Source organism: Variovorax sp. 10N432, from assembly GCF_056394465.1.
This window is the reverse complement of the sequence record NZ_JBFTHX010000033.1, coordinates 25603-44874: the sequence shown is the minus strand read 5'-3', so window position 1 is coordinate 44874 and position 19272 is coordinate 25603. Positions and strand designations below refer to the sequence as shown.

The 19272-nt window shown below is 68.7% G+C and carries 15 protein-coding genes and 1 pseudogene; 2 read left to right on the top strand and 14 right to left on the bottom strand.

Annotation, left to right across the window (positions count from 1 at the left end; genetic code table 11):
* Window positions 1-18 precede the first annotated feature (18 nt).
* Entirely contained in the window at window positions 19-1008 is a 990-nt protein-coding gene (locus tag AC1DF3_RS28230) for an NHL repeat-containing protein (protein ID WP_286536629.1), read from the bottom strand.
* Window positions 1005-1352: pseudogene (locus AC1DF3_RS28225) on the bottom strand (SDR family oxidoreductase); the annotation flags it as partial. The pseudogene AC1DF3_RS28225 and the gene AC1DF3_RS28230, both read right to left, overlap by 4 nt.
* A gap of 180 nt (window positions 1353-1532) precedes the next feature.
* Between AC1DF3_RS28225 and AC1DF3_RS28220 the strand changes: the two are divergent.
* Complete coding sequence (locus AC1DF3_RS28220; RefSeq protein WP_478141568.1) at window positions 1533-2414, top strand: LysR family transcriptional regulator; 882 nt, start codon at window positions 1533-1535, stop codon at window positions 2412-2414.
* Between the two features lie 6 nt (window positions 2415-2420).
* On the opposite strand, the gene AC1DF3_RS28215 is transcribed toward AC1DF3_RS28220, so the two are convergent.
* On the bottom strand, window positions 2421-3518 hold the full coding sequence (locus AC1DF3_RS28215) for a BMP family ABC transporter substrate-binding protein (protein ID WP_286536632.1): 1098 nt from the start codon (window positions 3516-3518) through the stop codon (window positions 2421-2423).
* A gap of 82 nt (window positions 3519-3600) precedes the next feature.
* Entirely contained in the window at window positions 3601-4530 is a 930-nt protein-coding gene (locus tag AC1DF3_RS28210; RefSeq protein WP_286536633.1) for a LysR substrate-binding domain-containing protein, read from the bottom strand.
* A gap of 82 nt (window positions 4531-4612) precedes the next feature.
* Between AC1DF3_RS28210 and AC1DF3_RS28205 the strand changes: the two genes are divergently transcribed.
* The gene (locus AC1DF3_RS28205; RefSeq protein ID WP_478141567.1) at window positions 4613-5908 is read left to right on the top strand and encodes an MFS transporter; all 1296 of its coding nucleotides are present in this window, start codon (window positions 4613-4615) and stop codon (window positions 5906-5908) included.
* Here the strand turns inward: AC1DF3_RS28205 and AC1DF3_RS28200 are convergent.
* The 10 genes from AC1DF3_RS28200 to xdhB all read right to left on the bottom strand — a co-directional run bounded on the left by AC1DF3_RS28200 (window position 5866) and on the right by xdhB (window position 19271).
* Complete coding sequence (locus AC1DF3_RS28200; RefSeq protein ID WP_478141566.1) at window positions 5866-6921, bottom strand: adenosine deaminase; 1056 nt, start codon at window positions 6919-6921, stop codon at window positions 5866-5868. The genes AC1DF3_RS28205 and AC1DF3_RS28200 overlap by 43 nt on opposite strands.
* Window positions 6921-7919: an aromatic ring-hydroxylating dioxygenase subunit alpha gene (locus tag AC1DF3_RS28195; RefSeq protein ID WP_478141565.1), complete on the bottom strand. Its 999-nt coding sequence runs from the start codon at window positions 7917-7919 to the stop codon at window positions 6921-6923. Before AC1DF3_RS28195 ends, AC1DF3_RS28200 begins: the two co-directional genes overlap by 1 nt.
* 70 nt (window positions 7920-7989) lie before the next feature.
* Window positions 7990-9444 (bottom strand): Fic family protein, encoded by a 1455-nt coding sequence (locus tag AC1DF3_RS28190; protein ID WP_478141564.1) that lies wholly within the window; start codon window positions 9442-9444, stop codon window positions 7990-7992.
* 78 nt (window positions 9445-9522) lie between these two features.
* A complete protein-coding gene (locus AC1DF3_RS28185; RefSeq protein WP_286536638.1) occupies window positions 9523-10692 on the bottom strand; it encodes a BMP family ABC transporter substrate-binding protein in 1170 nt (389 codons plus the stop codon).
* A 51-nt stretch (window positions 10693-10743) separates the two neighbouring features.
* Complete coding sequence (locus AC1DF3_RS28180) at window positions 10744-11664, bottom strand: ABC transporter permease (RefSeq protein ID WP_286536639.1); 921 nt, start codon at window positions 11662-11664, stop codon at window positions 10744-10746.
* The gene (locus AC1DF3_RS28175; RefSeq protein ID WP_286536640.1) at window positions 11664-12815 is read right to left on the bottom strand and encodes an ABC transporter permease; all 1152 of its coding nucleotides are present in this window, start codon (window positions 12813-12815) and stop codon (window positions 11664-11666) included. Before AC1DF3_RS28175 ends, AC1DF3_RS28180 begins: the two co-directional genes overlap by 1 nt.
* Window positions 12808-14349, bottom strand: a complete 1542-nt coding sequence (locus AC1DF3_RS28170) for an ABC transporter ATP-binding protein (RefSeq protein ID WP_286536641.1) — start codon at window positions 14347-14349, stop codon at window positions 12808-12810. Before AC1DF3_RS28170 ends, AC1DF3_RS28175 begins: the two co-directional genes overlap by 8 nt.
* 39 nt (window positions 14350-14388) lie before the next feature.
* Window positions 14389-15747: an NCS2 family permease gene (locus AC1DF3_RS28165; protein WP_286527753.1), complete on the bottom strand. Its 1359-nt coding sequence runs from the start codon at window positions 15745-15747 to the stop codon at window positions 14389-14391.
* A gap of 81 nt (window positions 15748-15828) precedes the next feature.
* Window positions 15829-16782, bottom strand: coding sequence for a LysR family transcriptional regulator (locus AC1DF3_RS28160; RefSeq protein ID WP_301802207.1), 954 nt, complete (start codon window positions 16780-16782; stop codon window positions 15829-15831).
* 65 nt (window positions 16783-16847) lie between these two features.
* On the bottom strand, window positions 16848-19271 hold the full coding sequence (gene xdhB / locus AC1DF3_RS28155) for a xanthine dehydrogenase molybdopterin binding subunit (protein ID WP_478141563.1): 2424 nt from the start codon (window positions 19269-19271) through the stop codon (window positions 16848-16850).
* Window position 19272: the final 1 nt, after the last annotated feature.

Sequence of the window (19272 nt, the reverse complement as noted above, 5' to 3'; positions counted from 1 at the left end):
CGAGCGCAGGCCCGGGGATCAGGGCCGGTCGTCCGGCAACGGCACCGACTGAAGATCGAAAGGCACGTCGCGCGGAATGCCGGCTTCGTCGTCCTTGTGCCCGAACAGCAGGCCGTACTTCGATTCGATGAAATAGACCCTGCCGTTGGCCACCGTGCCCGACGACGGATCGTTGAGTCCCGCCGCCAGGGTCTGGAGCGTCATGCGCTCGCCTTCGAGCCTCGCCGCCGTGACTTGGCCACCATAGGGACCGCTTCCGAAGGCGTTGCTTTCGAACAGCACCAGATGGCCGGGTTTCCAGGCCCGGATCGCGTCGACGTTCTTCAGGACGCGCGGTGCCTCGATGCGCCGGACCTCGCCCGCATGCCCGTCCGCGCCAAGCGGAATGTGCAGCACGTGCGAAGCCGCCTCGACCAGGCTCACGTAGACGTCACGGTCGCCGTCGAGCGCGATGCCGTTCAGCCCCCGGTAAGGCGCCGTGCCGCCGGCCAGCAACGGGTCTTCCTTCCAGACCTCGAGGGCCGCCGCGCCCGGCGCGAGGCGCAGCACGCGCGGGTGGAACGAGTCCGTCACGTAGAGGTTGCCGCGCGCATCCTGCGCCAGGTCGTTGCAATAGCCGGAAGCGGGCATGGCGTAGCTGCCGCGCGGCGTTCCGGTCACCAGGTCGTAGCTCTTGAGCGCGCTGGGCGTCTGCGGGACCGTGGTGAAGCCGGTCGCACCAGAACACACCCACAGCAGATGGCGGGCCGCATCCACCAGCACCCCCTGCCCATTCGCGAGCCCGTTGGCGCCGGGCTTCACGAGCATTTCCGGCCGGGCGCCGGCGCCGGGCCGAAGCCGGACCACCGCCCCCTGGCGCCAGCTGCCCACGTAGAACGAACCGTCCGGCCCGGTCGCGACGCTCTCCGGATACCAGTCGGCAGGCAAGGGTCGCGTGGTCGGCGGCGCGGCCATCGCCGCGGCCTGGAGGGCCAGGAGGCCGGCTGCTGCGAGCTGCTTCGGGCTCATTGCCAGACGCGGTACACCCGCCCCGTTTGCACGCCTTCGACGCTTCGCACATAGGCCTGCGCCACGCGCGCGGCCGGCACCGGCTCGAAGCCGGGAAAGAAGGGCTCGTAGTCCGGCAACGACTCGGTGAGCAGCGTCGGGCTGATGGCATTGATGCGCAGCCTGCGCGGCAATTCAACCGCCGCCGCACGGACGAAGCCTTCGACCGCCGCGTTGACGGGGGTGGCATTGGCGCCCAGCCGGATCGGCTCCTCGGCCACGATGCCGCTGGTGAGCGTGATCGAGCCGTGGTCGCGCAGCACATGCTGGCCGAGCAGCTTGTCCTGCAGGCCGACGTCGAAATCCGAGGACTGCATGTCGGCCAGCACGGCGGCCACGGCACGGCCGAGCACGCCGCTGGCGCCGACGAGAAGAATTTTCATGAGGGGATCCATGCGGTTGAAAAAGAGTCGCTATTCTTTTGCGAACCTTTCATTCAATAAATACACAATCTCTTCTTGGATTCAGAATAAATAGTTAGCAATATGGACAAGCTTCGCGCCATGGAAGTCTTCGTCGCCGCCATCGACGCCGGCAGCTTCGCCAAGGCGGCGGAGGCCCTGGAGCTGTCGGCCGTGATGGTCGGCAAGCACATCCGCGGGCTCGAAGAGGCTTTGGGCGCGCGCCTGCTCGAACGCACCACGCGCCGCCACGCGCTCACGGAAATCGGTGCCGCCTACCTGGAACGCTGCCGTGACGTGCTCGCCAGCGTGCGCACGGCGGATGGCGTGGCGGAGTCGTTGCGGGCGCTGCCGCAAGGCACGTTGCGCGTGACCGCACCGGTCGCCTACGGCGCGCACCGGCTGATGCCGGTGATCGCCCGGTACATGGCCGCCCATCCGCAGGTCCAGGTCGAGCTGAACCTCAACGACCGCGTGGTCGACCTGGCCGAGGAAGGCTTCGACTGCGGGATCCGCTCCGGGGCTGCGGTCGAAGACCGGCTGATCGCGCGACCCCTGGCGCGCTCGCCCATGTTCGCGGTCGCCAGCCCGGCCTTCGTCGCCCGCCACGGCATGCCGGCGCATCCCTCGGACCTCGAAGCGTTGCCGCTGCTGGCCTTCGCAGCATGGGGGCCGAACCACTCATGGCGTTTCACGCGCGGCGCGGAGACCGTCCGTGTCCCGGTGCGCGGCCCTCTGGTGACCAACAATGGCCAGGCCCTGCTCACGGCCGCCCTCGCCGGTGTGGGCGTCATCGTGCAGGCGGACCCCCTGCTCACTCCCGCGCTCGACGCCGGCCAGGTGGTGCGCCTGCTGGCGGACTGGGACCTGCCGGCGCGCGATGTCCACATCGTGAGGCTGCCGGAGGCCCGCCCCAGCGCCAAGCTGCGCAGCTTCGTGGATTTCGTGGTCGAGCGGCTGGGCTGATCGCGCTCAGGGCGCCTTGCGCGCGACCCGCCCCTGCACGCCCTCGACCAGCCAGTTCATGTGGAGGATCTGCTCGTCGTCCAGGCCCTGCCCCTTGGCGATGACGACCCGGCCCTCGTTGTCGCGCACATCGGCGGCCACGGCCTGGAAGGGCTTCAGCTTGCCGGCGGCGATGTCCTGCTGGCGCGCCAACACTTCGTCCTGCACGGCCTTCGGCACCTTGGAGCCGAAATCGCCGACCCGGATCATGCCCTCCTTGACGCCACCCCAGACGTTGCCGCTTTTCCAGCTGCCGTCGAGCACGGCACGGGCGCGCTGCGTGTAGTAGTCGCCCCACTGGTGCGTGACCGCGACGACCTGGGCGTCGGGCGCGACCTTGCGCATGTCGGAGTGGTAGGCGACGGCCAGCTTGCCGCGCTCCTGCGCCGCGGTCATCACGGCGGTCGAGCCGGTGTGGAAGGCGATCACGTCGACGTCCTGGTTGAACAGGGCCATCGCCGCCTCGCGCTCCTTCGGCGGGTCGAACCAGACGTCCAGCCACACCACCTTGACCCGCGCCTGCGGGTTGACCGAACGCATGCCCAGCGTGAAGGCGTTGATGCCCTGCAGCACCTCGGGGATCGGGAAGCCCGCCACGTAGCCCGCGACGTTGGTCTTCGTCATGCGGCCGGCCGCGACACCGGCGAGATAGCGGCCCTCGTAGTAGCGCGCATTGGCGGTCGCGACGTTGGGTGCCGTCTTGTAGCCGGTGATCGATTCGAACTTCACGTCCGGAAAGTCGCGCGCCACCTTCAGCGTCGGCTCCATGTAGCCGAAGCTCGACGTGAAGATCAGCTTGTTGCCCTGCTGGGCGAGGTCGCGGATCACGCGCTCGGCATCGGCGCCCTCGGCCACGTTCTCGACGTAGGTGGTCTTGACCTTGCCGGCCAGCGCGGCCTCGACGGCCTTGCGTCCGTTTTCGTGCTGGCGCACCCAGCCGGCATCGGTGACCGGGGCGACATAGACGAAGCCGATCTTCAGCGGATCGGCCTTCGGCGCGGGTTGGGAAAAAGCTGGAAGAAAGAAACAAGCGGCCGCGAGCGCGGCTGCGAGGTTTTTATACATGGTAGTCCTCTACATGGCCCCGGAATGGAAAAGGCGCCGCGGGGCAGCGGCGCCGGTGCCCATTTTAACGGACCGCCGTCGCTCAACGACCGGTCGCGCTGTCGCGCACCGCCTCGCGCATCAAATCGGCCAGCCGGGCCACCGGCGCTTCGGGCTCGGCCTGCGCGCGGGCCATCGAGAGCGCGATCTGCGGCAGCGCCGGCAGGCCGGTGCCGGTGCGGTCGAGCACGCGCACGTGCGGCGGCAGCCCGAAGGCGGGGCGTGCCGACAGGCCAAGCCCGGCCGAGGTCGCGGCCCACAGCGCCGCCAGGCTGGCACTGGTGAAGACATGGCGCCAGGGAATGTCCGCGCGGTCGAGCACCGTGGTGACGATCTCGCGCAGCGGGCATGGGGCGTCGACCATCACCAGCGGCAGCGGCTCGCGCGACTTGCGCGGCCCGGCGCGCTGCAGTTCGGACCACCACGCAGTGTCCAGTGCCGCGGGCGCGGCGGGTGCGATCCATTGCAGCGGCAGGCGCACGAGGTGCTCGGCATGGTCCAGTGGTGCGCTGCCCGCGACTTCCCAGGTCAGGGCCAGGTCGAGCTGGCCCAGCGCCAGCCGCTCGCGCAGTTCGGCGCTGCGCGCCACGCAGGCCTCGACGCGAACCCTGGGATGCGCGCGCGCGAAGCGGCCGAGCACGCCGGGCAGCAGGCTTTCGCCCAGGTCTTCCTGCAGGCCGAGCCGGACCCAGCCTTCGAGGTCGGCGCCGCGCATCGCGGCCGCCGCCTCGTCGTTGATCTCGAGCAGGCGATGGGCATAGGCCAGCAGGGTCTGGCCGGCGTCGGTGAGCTCGAGGCCGCGCCCGGCCTTGCGCAGCAGCGGCGTGCCGGCCTGGCTTTCAAGCTTCTTGAGCTGGGCACTCACCGCCGAGGTCGAGCGCCCGAGCTTGTCGGCCGCCCGGGCGTAGCTGCCGAGGGCCACGCCGGTCGAGAAGCTGCGAAGAACGTCGAGGTCGAACAACACGTGGGTCATGGTCAATCATCCCGTTTTTGTGGACGGATGGTTGATTATTTTCTGATTTTCAAAAGCTTGGCACAAGCGGACACTGCGCCGCATGATGCAAGCCCCCTCGCTCCCCGCCACCTCGTCGCACCGCTGGAAGGTGCTCGCCGCAGGCGTCGCCGCCAACGCGGCGTTCTCGGTCGCTTTCAGCGGCATCCCGATGACCGCCGTGCTGATGCGATCGGGCTATCGGCTCGACAACGCCACCCTGGGCCTGGTGCTCGGGCTGATGGGCCTCGGCATCGCCGTGAGCGAACTGCCGTGGGGCCTGCTGACCGACCGCTGGGGCGACCGGCCGGTGCTGCTGACCGGCCTCGGCGCCACCGCCCTGGCGCTGCTCGCAATGGCGCTGCTGGCAGCGCCGACGCCGCAGCACGTGCCCGGCCTGGGCTGGCTCGGTGCCGGCCTGCTCGGAGTCGGCCTGCTGGGTGGCAGCGTCAACGGCGCCAGCGGCCGGGCCGTGATGGGCTGGTTCGCCGACGGCGAGCGCGGCCTGGCGATGAGCATCCGGCAGACCGCCGTGCCGCTCGGCGGCGCGGTCGGCGCCATGCTGCTGCCGGCGGTCGCATCGCGCTTCGGCTTTGCGGCGATGTACGGCGTACTGGCCGCCCTGTGCGCGCTCAGCGCCCTGCTGGCCTGGGCCTGGGTGCGCGAACCCGCGGCGCCGCTCGCGCCCTTTCCGGCCGCGGCGCGGGCCGCGCAGCGCCGGGACGGCCCGTTGCGCGACGCCCGCGTCTGGCGCCTCGCGGCGGGCATCGGCATCCTGTGCGCGCCGCAGTTCGCGGTGCTGTCCTTCGGCACCGTCTTCCTGCACGACTTCGGCCACGCCGGGCTGGGCGTCATCGCCGCCGCGATGACGGCGATGCAGGTCGGGGCGATGGCGATGCGGGTCTGGAGCGGGCGCTGGACCGATCGCCGCCGGAACCGGCCGGCCTACCTGCGCGCCAGCAGCCTGCTCAGCATGCTGCTGTTCGCGGCACTGGCGGCGCTGGCCCTGGCGGGCGACGCGGCGACCGGTGCTTCGGCTCCGCTGCGCGCGCTGCTGATCGGGCTGCTGGCCGTGAGCGGCCTCTGCGTATCGGCCTGGCACGGCGTCGCCTACACCGAACTGGCCACCCGCGCGGGCGCGGCCCGGGCCGGCACCGCACTGGGCATGGCGAACACCAGCGTGTTCATGGTGTGCTTCGCGACGCCGCTCGGCATTCCTCACCTGTTGGCCCTGCAGGGCTGGCCGCTGGTGTGGCTGGCGGCCGCGGCCTGCGCGGCCGCCGCCCTGCCGCTGCTCTCGGCGCCTGCGGATGCGGTTCAGGCGAAGGCGTCGAAGGCCGCGTTGAGCCGGTCGACATAGGCGCGCTTGGCCGCGGCATCGACGAAGCTGCCCTCGAAGCTGTTGGCCGCCAGCTGCCAGGCGTGCTGCGCCGTGAGCCCGGTGGCGGCGAAGGTCTCGGTGAAGTTCTGGTTCATGTAGCCGCCGAAGTAGGCCGGGTCGTCGGAATTCACCGTCGCCACCAGGCCGCCATCGAGCAGCGCGCGCAGGTTGTGCTGCCCGAGGTCGGGGAACACGCACAGCTTGAGGTTCGACAGCGGGCAGACGGTCAGCGGAATGCGGTCCGCGGCCAGCCGCTTCATGAGCGCGGCGTCCTTGGTGCTCTGCACGCCATGGTCGATGCGCTCGACCTTGAGCACGTCGAGCGCGCTCCAGACATAGGCCGGCGGCCCCTCCTCGCCCGCATGGGCGACCAAGTGGAAGCCGAGTTCGCGGCAGCGGGCGAACACGCGGGCGAACTTCTCGGGCGGATGGCCGAGCTCGCTCGAATCGAGGCCGACGCCGATGAAGCGGTCGCGAAACGGCAGCGCCTGCTCCAGCGTGGCGAAGGCATCCTCCTCGCTGAGGTGGCGCAGGAAGCACAGGATCAGCTCGGCATCGACGCCGAGCCTGGCCTTGGCATCGACGCAGGCCCGGTGCAGGCCGTCGATCACGGTCTGCATCGCGACGCCGCGCTCGGTGTGGGTCTGCGGATCGAAGAACATCTCGGTGCGCACCACGTTGTCGGCCGCCGCCCGCTCCAGGTAGGCCCAGGCCATGTCGTAGAAGTCCTGCTCCTTCAGAAGCACGCTGGCGCCGGCGTAGTAGATGTCCAGGAAGGTCTGCAGGTTGGTGAAGGCGTAGGCGGCGCGCAGGTCCTCCACGCTGGCGTAGGGAATGGCGACGCCGTTGCGCTGCGCCAGCGCGAAGATCAATTCGGGCTCGAGCGAGCCCTCGATGTGGATGTGCAGCTCGGCCTTCGGCATGGCGCGCAGCAGCGCGGGCAGGCGGTCGGCGGCGATGTCGCGGACGGTGCGTTTTTGGGCAATGGTCATCAGCAGACTCCGAAGGTGATGCCACGCATTTTGAGGTGGCGGCGGTAGAGGGACGAGGCCTTGTCGGCCACGGTGTGGAGCTCGGCGCGCAGGTCGAGCGGCAGCCGCTTGGGGCTTTGCGATTCGAGCACCGGCTTGTCCTGCAGGAAGATGGTGTCCTGGAAGGCGCGCACCGAGGCCGCGTCGCGCTCGAAATCGGAGGTGGCGAAGCGGAACCAGACCCGGCTGCGCTCGGCATCGACCGGGCAGATCTGGAGCGCGATCGATTCGCGGTAGCCGTCGATGCCGACGCTCGAAGCCTCGGGCACCTTGGTCAGCACCGCCGCATAGGGCGCTGTGACCTCATAGGTGTATTCGACCTGCGCCGGCGCGGTCGAGTTGACCGTCGACTGCGGCTGCCAGGCCTTGCAGCCGGTCGCGCGCACGCCGTCGGGCGTGGCTTCGACCCGGTAGTCGTCGATCACGGCCATCTCGCGCGCGCCGAGCCAGCCTTCGTGCACGAAGCCGAAGTGCGCCATGTCGAGGAAGTTCTCGACCAGCCGCGGGGCGCTCGTCTCGACGTCGTAGGGGCCGCAGCTGATCTTGCGCATGCCCGCGTCGTCCTCGGCCTCGAAGGCGGGCAGCGCGGCATCGCCCTGGCCATCACTTTCGAGCCGGACCCACACCAGGCCCTGGGCCTCGACCGCGGCGTGCGTCGCGGCGCGGTGCGTGGCCGGCGGCACGAAGTCCGGCAGCGCCGGTACGTGGATGCAATGGCCGCCGGGCTCGAAGCGCCAGCCGTGGTAGGGGCACTCGAGGACCGCGCCGCGCTCGCAGGCGACCACCCGGCCGAGCGAGAGCTGCGCGCCGCGATGCGGACAGCGGTCGGCCCAGGCGTGGACGGTACCGGCGCCATCGCGCCACAGCACCAGCTTGTCGCCGAGCAGTCGCACCGCGAGCGGCGCCGTCGCCAGCTCGTCGGCAAGAGCCACCGGATGCCAAAGACTTTTTTCTATCAACGTAACTCCATTCGACTCAGGTTTCGCGCCCTGACGGCAGCTCGTTCAATTGTGGCTCGCACACTCGAATTCATGGCGCGGGCGTATCGCGGTCCAGTGATTGCAGCAATGCGCGGCCAGTGATGGTCAGCCGGTATTTCTGCAAGCGACTGTTGGGCTTGTCAGGCAGGGTGTATTCGATCAGGCCTTGCGTCAACGCGGGCTCGATATAGCGCTCTCGCACATGGGTGCGGTCCTTGAGCTGCAGCCGCTCGCGAATCTCGGCGTTTGCCAAGTCTCCGGCTTCGGCGAGCAGCTTCAACAGGGCGAGGACTGGTGGGGTGACTGGTGGGGTGACTGGTGGGGTGACTGGTGGGGTGCCCCCCTCCCACTCCGCAGCCGGTCGCCGGATCACGGCGCTGAACTGGTTGCCCGCTACCTGGTCGGCCAGATCGATACTCGGCCACTCTTTCAATGCACGCGGAATGCCGCTGCCCATGCCGCGATACGGCAAGATGTGGGAGGCATGTTCGGTCAGCGTCGGGTTGCGGCGGTTGGTGCGCCCTTCGCGGATGGCCGCCACGCTCAGGCTGTCGGGCAGGTGGCCCGGGCTGACGATCTCAATCCGGTCGGCGAACACCATCAGGCGGATCGAGGCACTGGTGAAGTAGTCGCGGTGGATCAGCGCATTCACCAGCAGTTCTTCCAATGCGGCCTCGGGAATCTCCAGTTCGCCCAACGTATTGAAGCCGCGCTTGCGCTGTACGTGGTGCAGGTTGCGGCGGACGAAGGCAAAGCTGCGTTGGTACTGTTCCTGCAAGGTGCCAGCAATATCCTCGCTATCCAAGTAGCGGGTATCGGCCAGACTGACGCCGGGGAAGGCCACAGCCTTGACCTCGAACGCCGGCCGCCAGCGCTGCGGGTGGCGGCCGAACAGCATCAACCCCGCCAGGTTCAGTTCACGCCCATCGCCCAGGCCCAGGTTTTGCAGGAGTTGCTCCTGTGTCTGGCCCGCAAACTCGCTGCCTTGGCCATAGCGACGGTTGAAATAGGCTTGAAAGGCCTTCTCGTCGACATCCGCCGCAGACGTTCCAGCCACCGGCACCACATCGGCATAGACCAGACCGGCACGCTGGAACATCCGCTGCATTTCCTCGCGCGCCGTCACGTGTCGCTTGTCCGCACCCTGCTTGACCCAGATCCGTCCCTGATGGTCCACATAGGGCTTGGCGAGGCCATCGGGCACGCTGACCACCATCACGATGCCTTGAGAAGTCTGCAAGTTCTCGGTCGTCGGATGTACAGGCGGGCGCATGTGCTGGGTAGCGGCATTGCCGAGCAACTGGTTCAGCCGCCGCACCGCGGCCGGGTCCAGCCCGCTGACCGCCCCATCGTCGGCCACGCCGAGAAACAACCATCCGCCACCGCTGTTGGCAAAGGCCGCCAACTCGGCGGCCAAGCCGTCGACGTTGCTCGCATCGCGCTTGAACTGGTGTCGGCTGTCTTCGCCACGCACCAGCACTTGCTGCAGTTCGGACTCGTTCATGGTTCCTCCCCAGACCCAAAACGAAAAAGGGTTGCCCGAGGACAACCCTTTGCACCGGAGATCCGGTTTTTCGTCGTCTTACTTCTTGTCGCCGCCCGGCACCTTGCCTTCGACGCCCTTGACGTAGAAGTTGACGCCGCTCAGAAACTTGTCGTCGGCCACGGCACCGGCCGCCACCACTTCCTTGCCGTCCTGGTCGACGATCGGGCCCTTCCAGATCGAGAAGCTGCCGTCCTTCAGGCCCTTCTTGACTTCCTCGATCTTGGCCTTAGCCTCGGCCGGAACGTCCTCGGCGATCGACACCAGGTCGATCGCGCCTTCCTTGACGCCCCACCAGGTCTGGCCGGTGGTCCACTTGCCGTCCAGCATGTCCTGGGTGGCCTTGGTGTAGTAAGGCGTCCAGTTGATGACGGCCGAGGCCAGGTGGGCCTTCGGGCCGTAGGCGGTCATGTCGGAGTCCCAGCCGAAGGCGCGCTTGCCCTTTTCCTGGGCGGTCTTGAGCACGGCCGGCGAGTCGGTGTTCTGGAACAGCACGTCGGCGCCGCCGTTGATCAGCGCGGTGGCGGCCTCGGTTTCCTTGGGCGGGCTGAACCATTCGTTGACCCACACCACCTTGGTCGAGATCTTCGGGTTGACCGACTGGGCGCCCAGCGTGAAGCTGTTGATGTTGCGCAGCACCTCGGGGATCGGCACCGAGCCGACCACGCCCAGCGTGTTGCTCTTGGTCATCGAGCCGGCGATCACGCCAGCCATGTAGGCGCCTTCGTAGGTGCGGCTGTCGTAGGTGCGCATATTCTCGGCCGTCTTGTAGCCGGTGGCATGCTCGAACTTGACTTCCTTGTTGTCGGCCGCGACCTTGAGCATCGGCTCCATGTAGCCGAAGGTGGTGCCGAAGATCAGCTTGTTGCCCTGGCTCACCATGTCGCGGAACACGCGCTCGGCATCGGCGCTCTCGGGCACGCTCTCGACGAAGGTGGTCTTGATCTTGTCGCCGAATTCCTTCTCGATCGCCTTGCGGGCGTTGTCGTGCGCGAACGACCAGCCGCCGTCGCCGACCGGGCCGACATAGGCGAAGGCGATGTTCAGCGGCGCCTTCGGTGCCGGTGCCGCAGCGCTGGGCGCCGGGGCGGCAGGCGCCGCGGCGGGAGCTGCTGCCTCTTCCTTCTTGCCGCAGCCGATGAGGGCGGCCGAAGCGACCGCGGTCAGGGCAGCCAGCTTGAGCAGGGAACGCTTGTTCAGATCATTCATTGTTCGAAATCCTCGAAGGACGGGTTGGCGGAGAAACAAAAGGAAACGTGATTATGAGCCGGGGTAGAAGGGTTTCCCAATCGAAGCCGGCATGTTGACCCGGATAAACGCCGGGTTGCGCGAGATCAGTGCCAGCACCACGATCGGCGCGATATAGGTCAGCATGCTGAGGAACTGGCTCGGGATGTTGACCCCGGTGCTCTGCAGGTGGAAGCCCAGCATCGACACCCCGCCGAACAGGTAGGCACCGAGCAGCACCCGCACCGGGCGCCAGGTCGCGAAGGTGGTGAGCGCGAGCGCGATCCAGCCGCGTCCGGCCACCATGCCCTCGACCCACAGCGGCGTGTAGACGGTCGACAGGTAGGCGCCCGCCAGCCCGCACAGCGCGCCGCCGGCGATCACCGCCAGGAAGCGGATGCGCCGCACCGGATAGCCCAGCGCGTGCGAGGACTCGGGCGATTCGCCGACCGAGCGCAGCACCAGGCCGGCGCGCGTGCGGTACAGGAACCAGATCAGGCCGATGGTCAGCAGCACCGCGAAATAGACCATCGGGTGATGGCGGAACAGCGCCGGCCCCACCAGCGGGATGTCGCCCAGCACCGGCAGCGCGTAGGACACGCTCTCGGGCAGCTTGGCCTGGACGAAGTTGATGCCCGCGAAGGCCGAGAAACCGACGCCGAACAGGCTCAGCGCCAGCCCGGTGGCGTACTGGTTGGTGTTGAGCCAGATCACCAGCACGCCGAAGAAGGCGGCCAGCAGCGCCCCGGCCGCCATGCCGGCCAGGAAGCCGAGCCAGGTGTTGTGCGTGACCACCACGGTGGCGAAGCCGGCGATCGCGGCGCACAGCATCATGCCCTCCGCGCCGAGGTTGACGATGCCGGCCTTTTCGTTGATCAGCAGGCCCAGGGCGGCGATGGCCAGGACCGTGCCGGCGCTGAGCGTGGAGCCCAGCAGCAGTGCGTAGGATTCCATCATGCGGCTCCTTCGGTGGGACGGGCGACCGGTGCCGTGAGCGGCGTGCTGGCCTGCAGCGAACCGGTCCCGGAGGTCGAGGCGATCACCTTGACCGCTGCCTTGCGCCGGATCCGGTAGGCGATCAGCGTGTCGCAGGCCAGCAGCGTGAACAGCAGCAGGCCCTGGAACACGCCGGTCAGCGACTTGGGCAGGCCGAGCCGCGACTGGGCCAGCTCGCCACCGATGTAGAACATGCTCATGAGGATCGCCGAGAAGATCATGCCGACCGGGTGCAGCCGGCCGACGAAGGCCACGATGATCGCGGCGAAGCCGTAGCCGGCGGGAACGTAGGGCGTGAGCTGGCCGATCGGGCCCGCCACTTCGAGCGCACCCGCCAGGCCGGCCGCGCCGCCCGAGGTCAGCAGCGCGATCCAGACCGCGCGCCGGGCCGAGAAGCCCGCGTAGCGCGCGGCCGCCGGCGCCAGCCCGCCGACCTGCTGGGCGAAGCCGGCCCGGGTGCGGAACAGGAACACCCACAGCGCCGCCGAGCCGGCCAGCGCGATCAGCAGTCCGATGCTGACGCGCGAGCCCTTCAGCAGCCGCGGGATCTGGGTCACGGCCTCGAAGGTCTTGGTCTGCGGGAAGTTGTAGCCCTGCGGGTCCTTCCACGGGCCGTAGACCATGTAGCCCAGCAGCAGCACCGCGACGTAGACCAGCATCAGGCTCACCAGGATCTCGTTGGCGTTGAACCTGTCGCGCAGGAAGGCGACGATGCCCGCCCAGACCATGCCGCCCAGGATCCCGGCGACCAGGATCGCGGCCACGATCCACGACCCGGTCGACTTGTCGGCCAGCAGCGCGACGCCGCCGGCGCAGATGGCGCCGAACACGAACTGCCCCTCGGCGCCGATGTTCCAGACATTGGAGCGGAAGCACACGGCCAGGCCGAGCGCGATGATGAGGAGCGGCGTCGCCTTGACCATCAGCTCGCCCAGCGCATAGCCGCTCTTGATCGGCTCCCAGAAGAAGACAGCGAGGCCCTTGACCGGGTCCTTGCCGAGCAGGGCGAACAGCACCATGCCGATCAGCACGGTGATCAGCAGCGCCAGGATCGGCGAGCCATAGCTCCAGAAACGCGAGAGCTGCGGGCGGGGTTCGAGCTTAAGCATGGGCCACCTCCGTGGCTGCCTTGGCAGCATGTGGCGAAGCGTCCCAGAGGCCGCTCATCCATTCGCCGATCTGCGGCACCGTGGCGGCGGCGCGATCGATCGAGGGCGAGAGGCGGCCCTTGGCGATGACATGCAGGCGGTCGCAGATCTCGAACAGCTCGTCGAGCTCCTCGCTGACCACCAGCACCGCGCAGCCGGCATCGCGCAGCGCCAGGATCTCGCCGCGGATCAGCGCCGCGGCGCCGACGTCCACGCCCCAGGTCGGCTGCGAGACGATGAAGATCTTCGGGTCGGCGTCGATCTCGCGCCCGACGATGAATTTCTGCAGGTTGCCGCCCGACAGCGAGCGTGCCGCCGCGTTCGGCCCGCCGGCCTTGACGTTGAAGCGCTGGATGATCTTGGCGGCGTGCTGCTGCAGCGCGCCGGTCCGGATCCAGCCGCCCTTGCCGACCGCGTTGCTGCGGGTCAGCAGCATGTTCTGCGCCAGCCCCAGGGTCGGCACGGCGCCGCGGCCCAGCCGCTCCTCGGGCACGAAGTGCAGCCCCAGCGCGCGGCGCCGGCGCGGCCTGAAGTGGGCCGCCGGCTGGCCGAAAACCTCGATCATGCGGGCCTCGGCCCGAGTGTCCTCGCCCGACAGGGCGTAGAGCAGTTCCTTCTGGCCGTTGCCCGAGACGCCGGCGATGCCCACCACCTCGCCGGCGCGGACGTCCAGGGAGATGCCGTCCAGGTCGACGCCGAACTGGTCCTCGCGCGCCAAGGTGAGGCCCTTGACCTGCATCGCCACCGCGCCCGCATGGATCGGCCGGTGTTGCAGCGGCGGCGGCTCGGCGCCGATCATCAGCCTCGACAGCGATTCGTTCGATTCGTTCTGCGGATTGCACACCCCCGTGACCTTGCCGCCGCGCAGCACGGTGCAGGCCGTGCACAGCTCGCGGATCTCGTGCAGCTTGTGGCTGATGTAGAGGATGCTGCAGCCTTCGGAGGCCAGCTTCTTGAGCACCACGAAGAGCTTCTGCACCGCCTGCGGCGTCAGGACCGAGGTCGGCTCGTCGAGGATCAGCAGCTTGGGGTCGGTCAGCAGCGCGCGAATGATCTCGACCCGCTGCATCTCGCCGACCGACAGCGTGTGGACCGGCCGCGCCGGGTCGATGTCCAGCCCGTATTCGGCCGCCTTGGCCTGGACCCGGCGCGCCACCTCGGCCAGCGCCAGGCTCTTGTCCAGCCCGAGCCAGACGTTCTCGGCCACGGTCAGGGTATCGAACAGGGAGAAATGCTGGAACACCATGCTGATGCCCAGCGCCCGCGCCTCCTGCGGGTTGCGCACGTTGACCGGCTGGCCGTTGAACATCACGCTGCCTTCATCGGGCTTGACCGAGCCGTAGATGATCTTCATCAGCGTGGATTTGCCGGCGCCGTTCTCGCCGAGGACCGCGTGGGTTTCGCCGGGCGCCACCGTCAGCGAAACGTCGCTGTTGGCGACCACCGCGGGGTAGCGCTTGGTGATGTGCGCGAGCTGGAGTCTGTGGATTGTCATGCCTGTGCCTGGCCGTTGGGTTTCAGGGACGCATTGTCGTCAGTGTCCGCCGATATAGATGAACTTGAACAGGAAAACGCCGCCGATCAGCCACACCATCCAGTGGACCTTGCGGGCCTGGCCAGTGAACAGCTTCAGCACCGCGTAGGTGATGAAGCCGAACGCCAGGCCGTTGGCGATCGAATAGGTGAAGGGCATGACCAGCGCGGTGACCGCCGCTGGAATCACTTCGGTGGTGTCTTCCCAGTCGAGTTCGGTCAGTTCCCTAAGCATCAAACAGGCCACGAAGAACAAGGCCGGTGCCGTGGCATAGGCCGGCACCGCGCCGGCCAGCGGCGAAATCACCAGCGCCGCCAGGAACAGCACCGACACCGTCAGCGCCGTGAGCCCGGTGCGGCCGCCGGCCTGGACGCCGGCCGCGCTCTCCACGTAGGCGGTGGTGCTGGACGTGCCCAGGAGCGAACCGGCGAAGATCGCGCCGCTGTCGGCCAGCAGCGCCTTGTTGAGCCGGTCCATCTTGCCCGGCACCAGCAGGCCGGCGCGGCGGGCGACGCCCATCAGGGTGCCGGTGGCGTCGAACAGCTCGACCAGGAAGAACACCAGGATCACGTTGAGGATGCCGCCCGTGAGCGCCGCCTTGATGTCCAGCTGCAGGAAGGTCGGCGCGATCGACGGCGGCGGCGCGAAGATGCCGTGGAAGACGTTGCCGCCGAAGAAGAAGGACAGCACCGTCACCGCGATGATGCCGATCAGGATCGCGCCCGGCACCTTGAGCCGGTCGAGCACCACGATCAGGAAGAAGCCCAGCGTGGCCAGCACCACTTCGGGCGTGTGCAGGTCGCCGAGCGTGACGTAGGTCGCCTTGGAGGGCGCCACGATGCCGGCGCTCTTGAGCGCGATGATCGCCAGGAACAGCCCGATGCCGACCGTGATGGCGACCCGGATCGAATGCGGGATGCCGCGGATGATCAGCTCGCGCAGCTTGAACACCGTGACCAGCAGGAACAGGCAGCCCGAGACGAACACCGCGCCCAGCGCCGCCTGCCAGGTGAAGCCCATCTGGCCGACCACCACGTAGGCGAAATAGGCGTTCAGGCCCATGCCGGGCGCCAGCGCGATCGGGTAGTTGGCGTAGAGCGCCATGATGGCGGTGCCGAGCGCCGCGATCAGGCAGGTGGCGACGAAGACCGCGTCCTTCGGCATGCCCGCGTCGCCGAGGATCGACGGGTTCACGAAGATGATGTAGGCCATCGTCAGGAAAGTCGTGAGGCCCGCCACCAGTTCGGTGCGCACCGTGGTGTTGTGCTCCCTGAGCTTGAAGAGCCTTTCGGCCCAGCCGCTGGCGGCGGGGCGTGGCGTGGTGGCGTGCCCGGTGGGCACCGTGTCTGTCCGGTTCATCGCATTTGTCTCCGTCTCGTTTCTTTGGGCTCGTGGCGTTCCTGTCCGTATCGCGACGCCGGCGCGAAATTCTTGTGCGGTCTAGTCGGGCCCGGCCGCGGCGGGCGGCGGCCGCAGCGACGCCGCCACCGCCTTGGTGCGCTCGCGCAGCCAGCGCGCCGAACTCGAGGAATGGGTGCGCTCGTGCCACAGCTGGTAGTACATGAGGCGCGGCAGCGGCACCGGGCAATCGAGGATCGCGACCGGCAGCCGGTCGACGAAGCGCTCGCAGTACTGGCGGCCGGTGGTCAGCACCAGCAGGCTCGAGGCCACCATGTCGGGAATCAGCCCGAAGTGGGCGCAGCGGGCCATGATGTTGCGCTGCCGGCCCATCTCGTCGAGCATCTGGTCGATGATCCCGCGGGCACCCGGATGCGTCGGCGTCGGCGCGATGTGCTCGGCCGCCAGCCAGCTCTCCAGGTCCCAGCCGCGCCGCACCGCCGGATGGTCCTTGTTGACCATCGAGACGATCTCGTCGCCGAACAGCCGCGCCATGTGCAGGTCTTCCGGCGGCTTGAGCCAGTTGCCGACCACCACGTCGACCTGGCCCAGCGAGAGGTGCGCGTGGTAGTCCGAATCGGACGACAGCGGATGGATCTCGATGTGGCACAGGGGCGCCTGGCTCTTGATCTGCGCCACCAGCAGCGGCAGGAACTGCGGGTCCATGTAGTCGCTGGCGGCGATCCGGAAGGTGGTGGCGGCGGTCTGCGGATCGAAGCCGCGGGCGTCGCTGAACAGCACCTCGGCCGAGCGCAGGATGGCGGCCGCCGGCTCGATCATGCGCAGGCCGGCATCGGTCGGCACCATGCCCGAGCCCGAGCGCACCAGCAGCGGGTCGCCGGACAGCTCCCGTAGCCGCTTGAGGGCGGCGGAAACGGCGGGCTGGTACATCCCCAATCGGATGGCGGCTCGCGAGACGCTGCGGTCGGTCAGCACGGTGTGTAGAACCCGGATGAGGTGAAGATCGATCTTGTCGAGAAGCGCCTGGTCTCTCATGACTGCCCGCCGTGGTCTGGAATGTGCGGGCAGTTATACAGCGCGGCAATCACATGGAAAGGCCCTCAGGCGCCGGCCTGGACCGCGGTGATCGCGTTCAGGATCGCCTCGCTGGTGGCGGGCGCGCGCAGCGGCGGGTCGACCTTGTGCTCGCCGGCCGCCGACACCGCATCGCGGATCGCGAAGAAGACCGAGAACGGCAGCAAGAGCGGCGGCTCGCCGACCGCCTTGCTGCGGTGGATCGAGTCCTCGAAGTTCTGGCCCTCAAACAGCCGCACGTTGAATACCGGCGGGCAGTCGTTGGCGGTCGGGATCTTGTAGGTGCTCGGCGCGTGGGTGGTCAGCAGGCCGGTCTTGGGGTGCCAGACCAGCTCTTCGGTCGTGAGCCAGCCCATGCCCTGGATGAAGGCGCCCTCGACCTGGCCGATGTCGACCGCCGGGTTCAGCGACTTGCCGGCATCGTGCAGGATGTCGGCGCGCAGCAGCTTCCACTCGCCGGTCAGCGTGTCGACGATCACCTCGCTCACCGCCGCGCCGTAGGCGAAGTAGAAGAACGGCCGGCCGAACATCTTGTCCTTGTCCCAGCTGAGGCCCGGGGTGGCGTAGAAGCCGTCGGACCACAGCTGCACCCGGTCGAGGTAGGCCTCGCCGACCACGGTGCCGAAGGGCAAGGTGCGGCCGTTGACCTCGACCTTGTCGTTGGCGAAGCGCACCTGCGACGCCTCGCCGCCATGGCGCGCCGCGGCGCAGGCGGCCAGCCGTTCGCGGATCTGGCGGGCGGCGTCCTGCGCCGCCTTGCCGTTCAGGTCGGCACCGGTCGACGCCGCGGTGGCCGAGGTGTTGGCCACCTTCTGGGTGTCGGTCGCTGTCACCCGCACGCTCTCGAAGCTGACGCCGAGCTCGTGCGCCACCACCTGCGCCACCTTGGTGTTCAGGCCCTGCCCCATCTCGGTGCCGCCGTGGTTCACCAGGATCGAGCCGTCGGTGTACACATGGACCAGCGCACCGGCCTGGTTGAAGTGCTTGACGTTGAACGAGATGCCGAACTTGAGCGGCGCCAGCGCGATGCCGCGCTTGAGCACCGGGCTCCTGGCGTTGAAGGCCGCGATCTCCTCGCGCCGCGCGCGGTAGCTGCTGCTGGCCTCGAGTTCGGCCACCAGCTCGTGGATGATGTTGTCGCTCACCAGCTGGCCGTAGGGCGTGACGTTGTTCTCGCCCTTGCCGTAGAAGTTGACGCGCCGCACGTCGAGCGGATCGCGGCCCAGTTCGCGCGCCACGCTGTCGAGGATGTTCTCGATCGCGATCGCGCCCTGCGGCCCGCCGAAGCCGCGGAAGGCGGTGTTGCTCTGGGTGTTGGTCTTGCCCGAGTAGCCGTGCATGGCGACGTCGGGCAGCCAGTAGGCGTTGTCGAAGTGGCAAAGGGCGCGGGTCATCACCGGGCCCGACAGGTCGGCCGAGTGGCCGGCGCGGGAGACCATCGAGATCTCGGCGCCGAGGATGCGGCCCTCGTCGTCGTAGCCGACCTCGTACTCGTACCAGAAGCAGTGGCGCCGGCCGGTGATCATGAAGTCGTCGTCGCGGTCCAGCCGCAGCTTGACCGGGCGCTGCAGCTTGCTGGCGGCGACCGAGGCCACGCAGGCGAACAGGGCCGACTGCGACTCCTTGCCGCCGAAGCCGCCGCCCATGCGCCGGCACTCGACATGCACCTCGTTGGCCTGCAGGTGCAGCGCATGCGCCACCAGGTGCTGCATCTCGCTCGGATGCTGGGTCGAGCAGTAGACGTGCATCGCGCCGCCCTCCTTGGGGATCGCGTAGCTGATCTGCCCTTCGAGGTAGAACTGCTCCTGGCCGCCGACGTCGAGCTCGGCCTTGAGGCGATGCGGCGCCCTGGCGATCGCGGCCTGCGCGCCGCCATCGTTCGTGCTGCGCACCAGGTGCATCGGCGGCACCACGTACTCGCCCCTGGCATGCGCGTCCTGCGGCGTCAGCACCGGCGGCTGCGCCTCGATGTCGAGCGCGTCCTTGGCGCGGGCCGCGGCGCGGCGGGCGGCGTCGCGGGTCTCGGCGATCACCGCGAACACCGGCTGGCCAAGGTAGCGGATGTCGCCGCTGCACAGGATCGGGTCGTCATGGACGATCGAGCCGCAGTCGTTGCTGCCCGGAATGTCGGCGGCGGTGAGCACCGCCACCACGCCCGGCATCGCGCGGATGGCGTCGAGCCGGACGCCCGTGAGCCGGCCGTTGGCCACCGGCGACAGGCCCAGGGCGCAGTGCAGCGTGCCGGCGAGTTCGGGGATGTCGTCGATGTAGGTGGCCTCGCCGGCGACATGGAGCTGGGCCGACTCGTGCGGACGGCTGATGCCCACGCGGGCGCCATCGTCATGCGCGCGGGCCTCGGCCTTGGCGTCGATGCGCGCGGCGGTGTTGGTCAGGTAGTCGGCGAAGGCCTCGGCCGACTGGAACAGGCTGGGATCGAGGGGTTTGTTCATG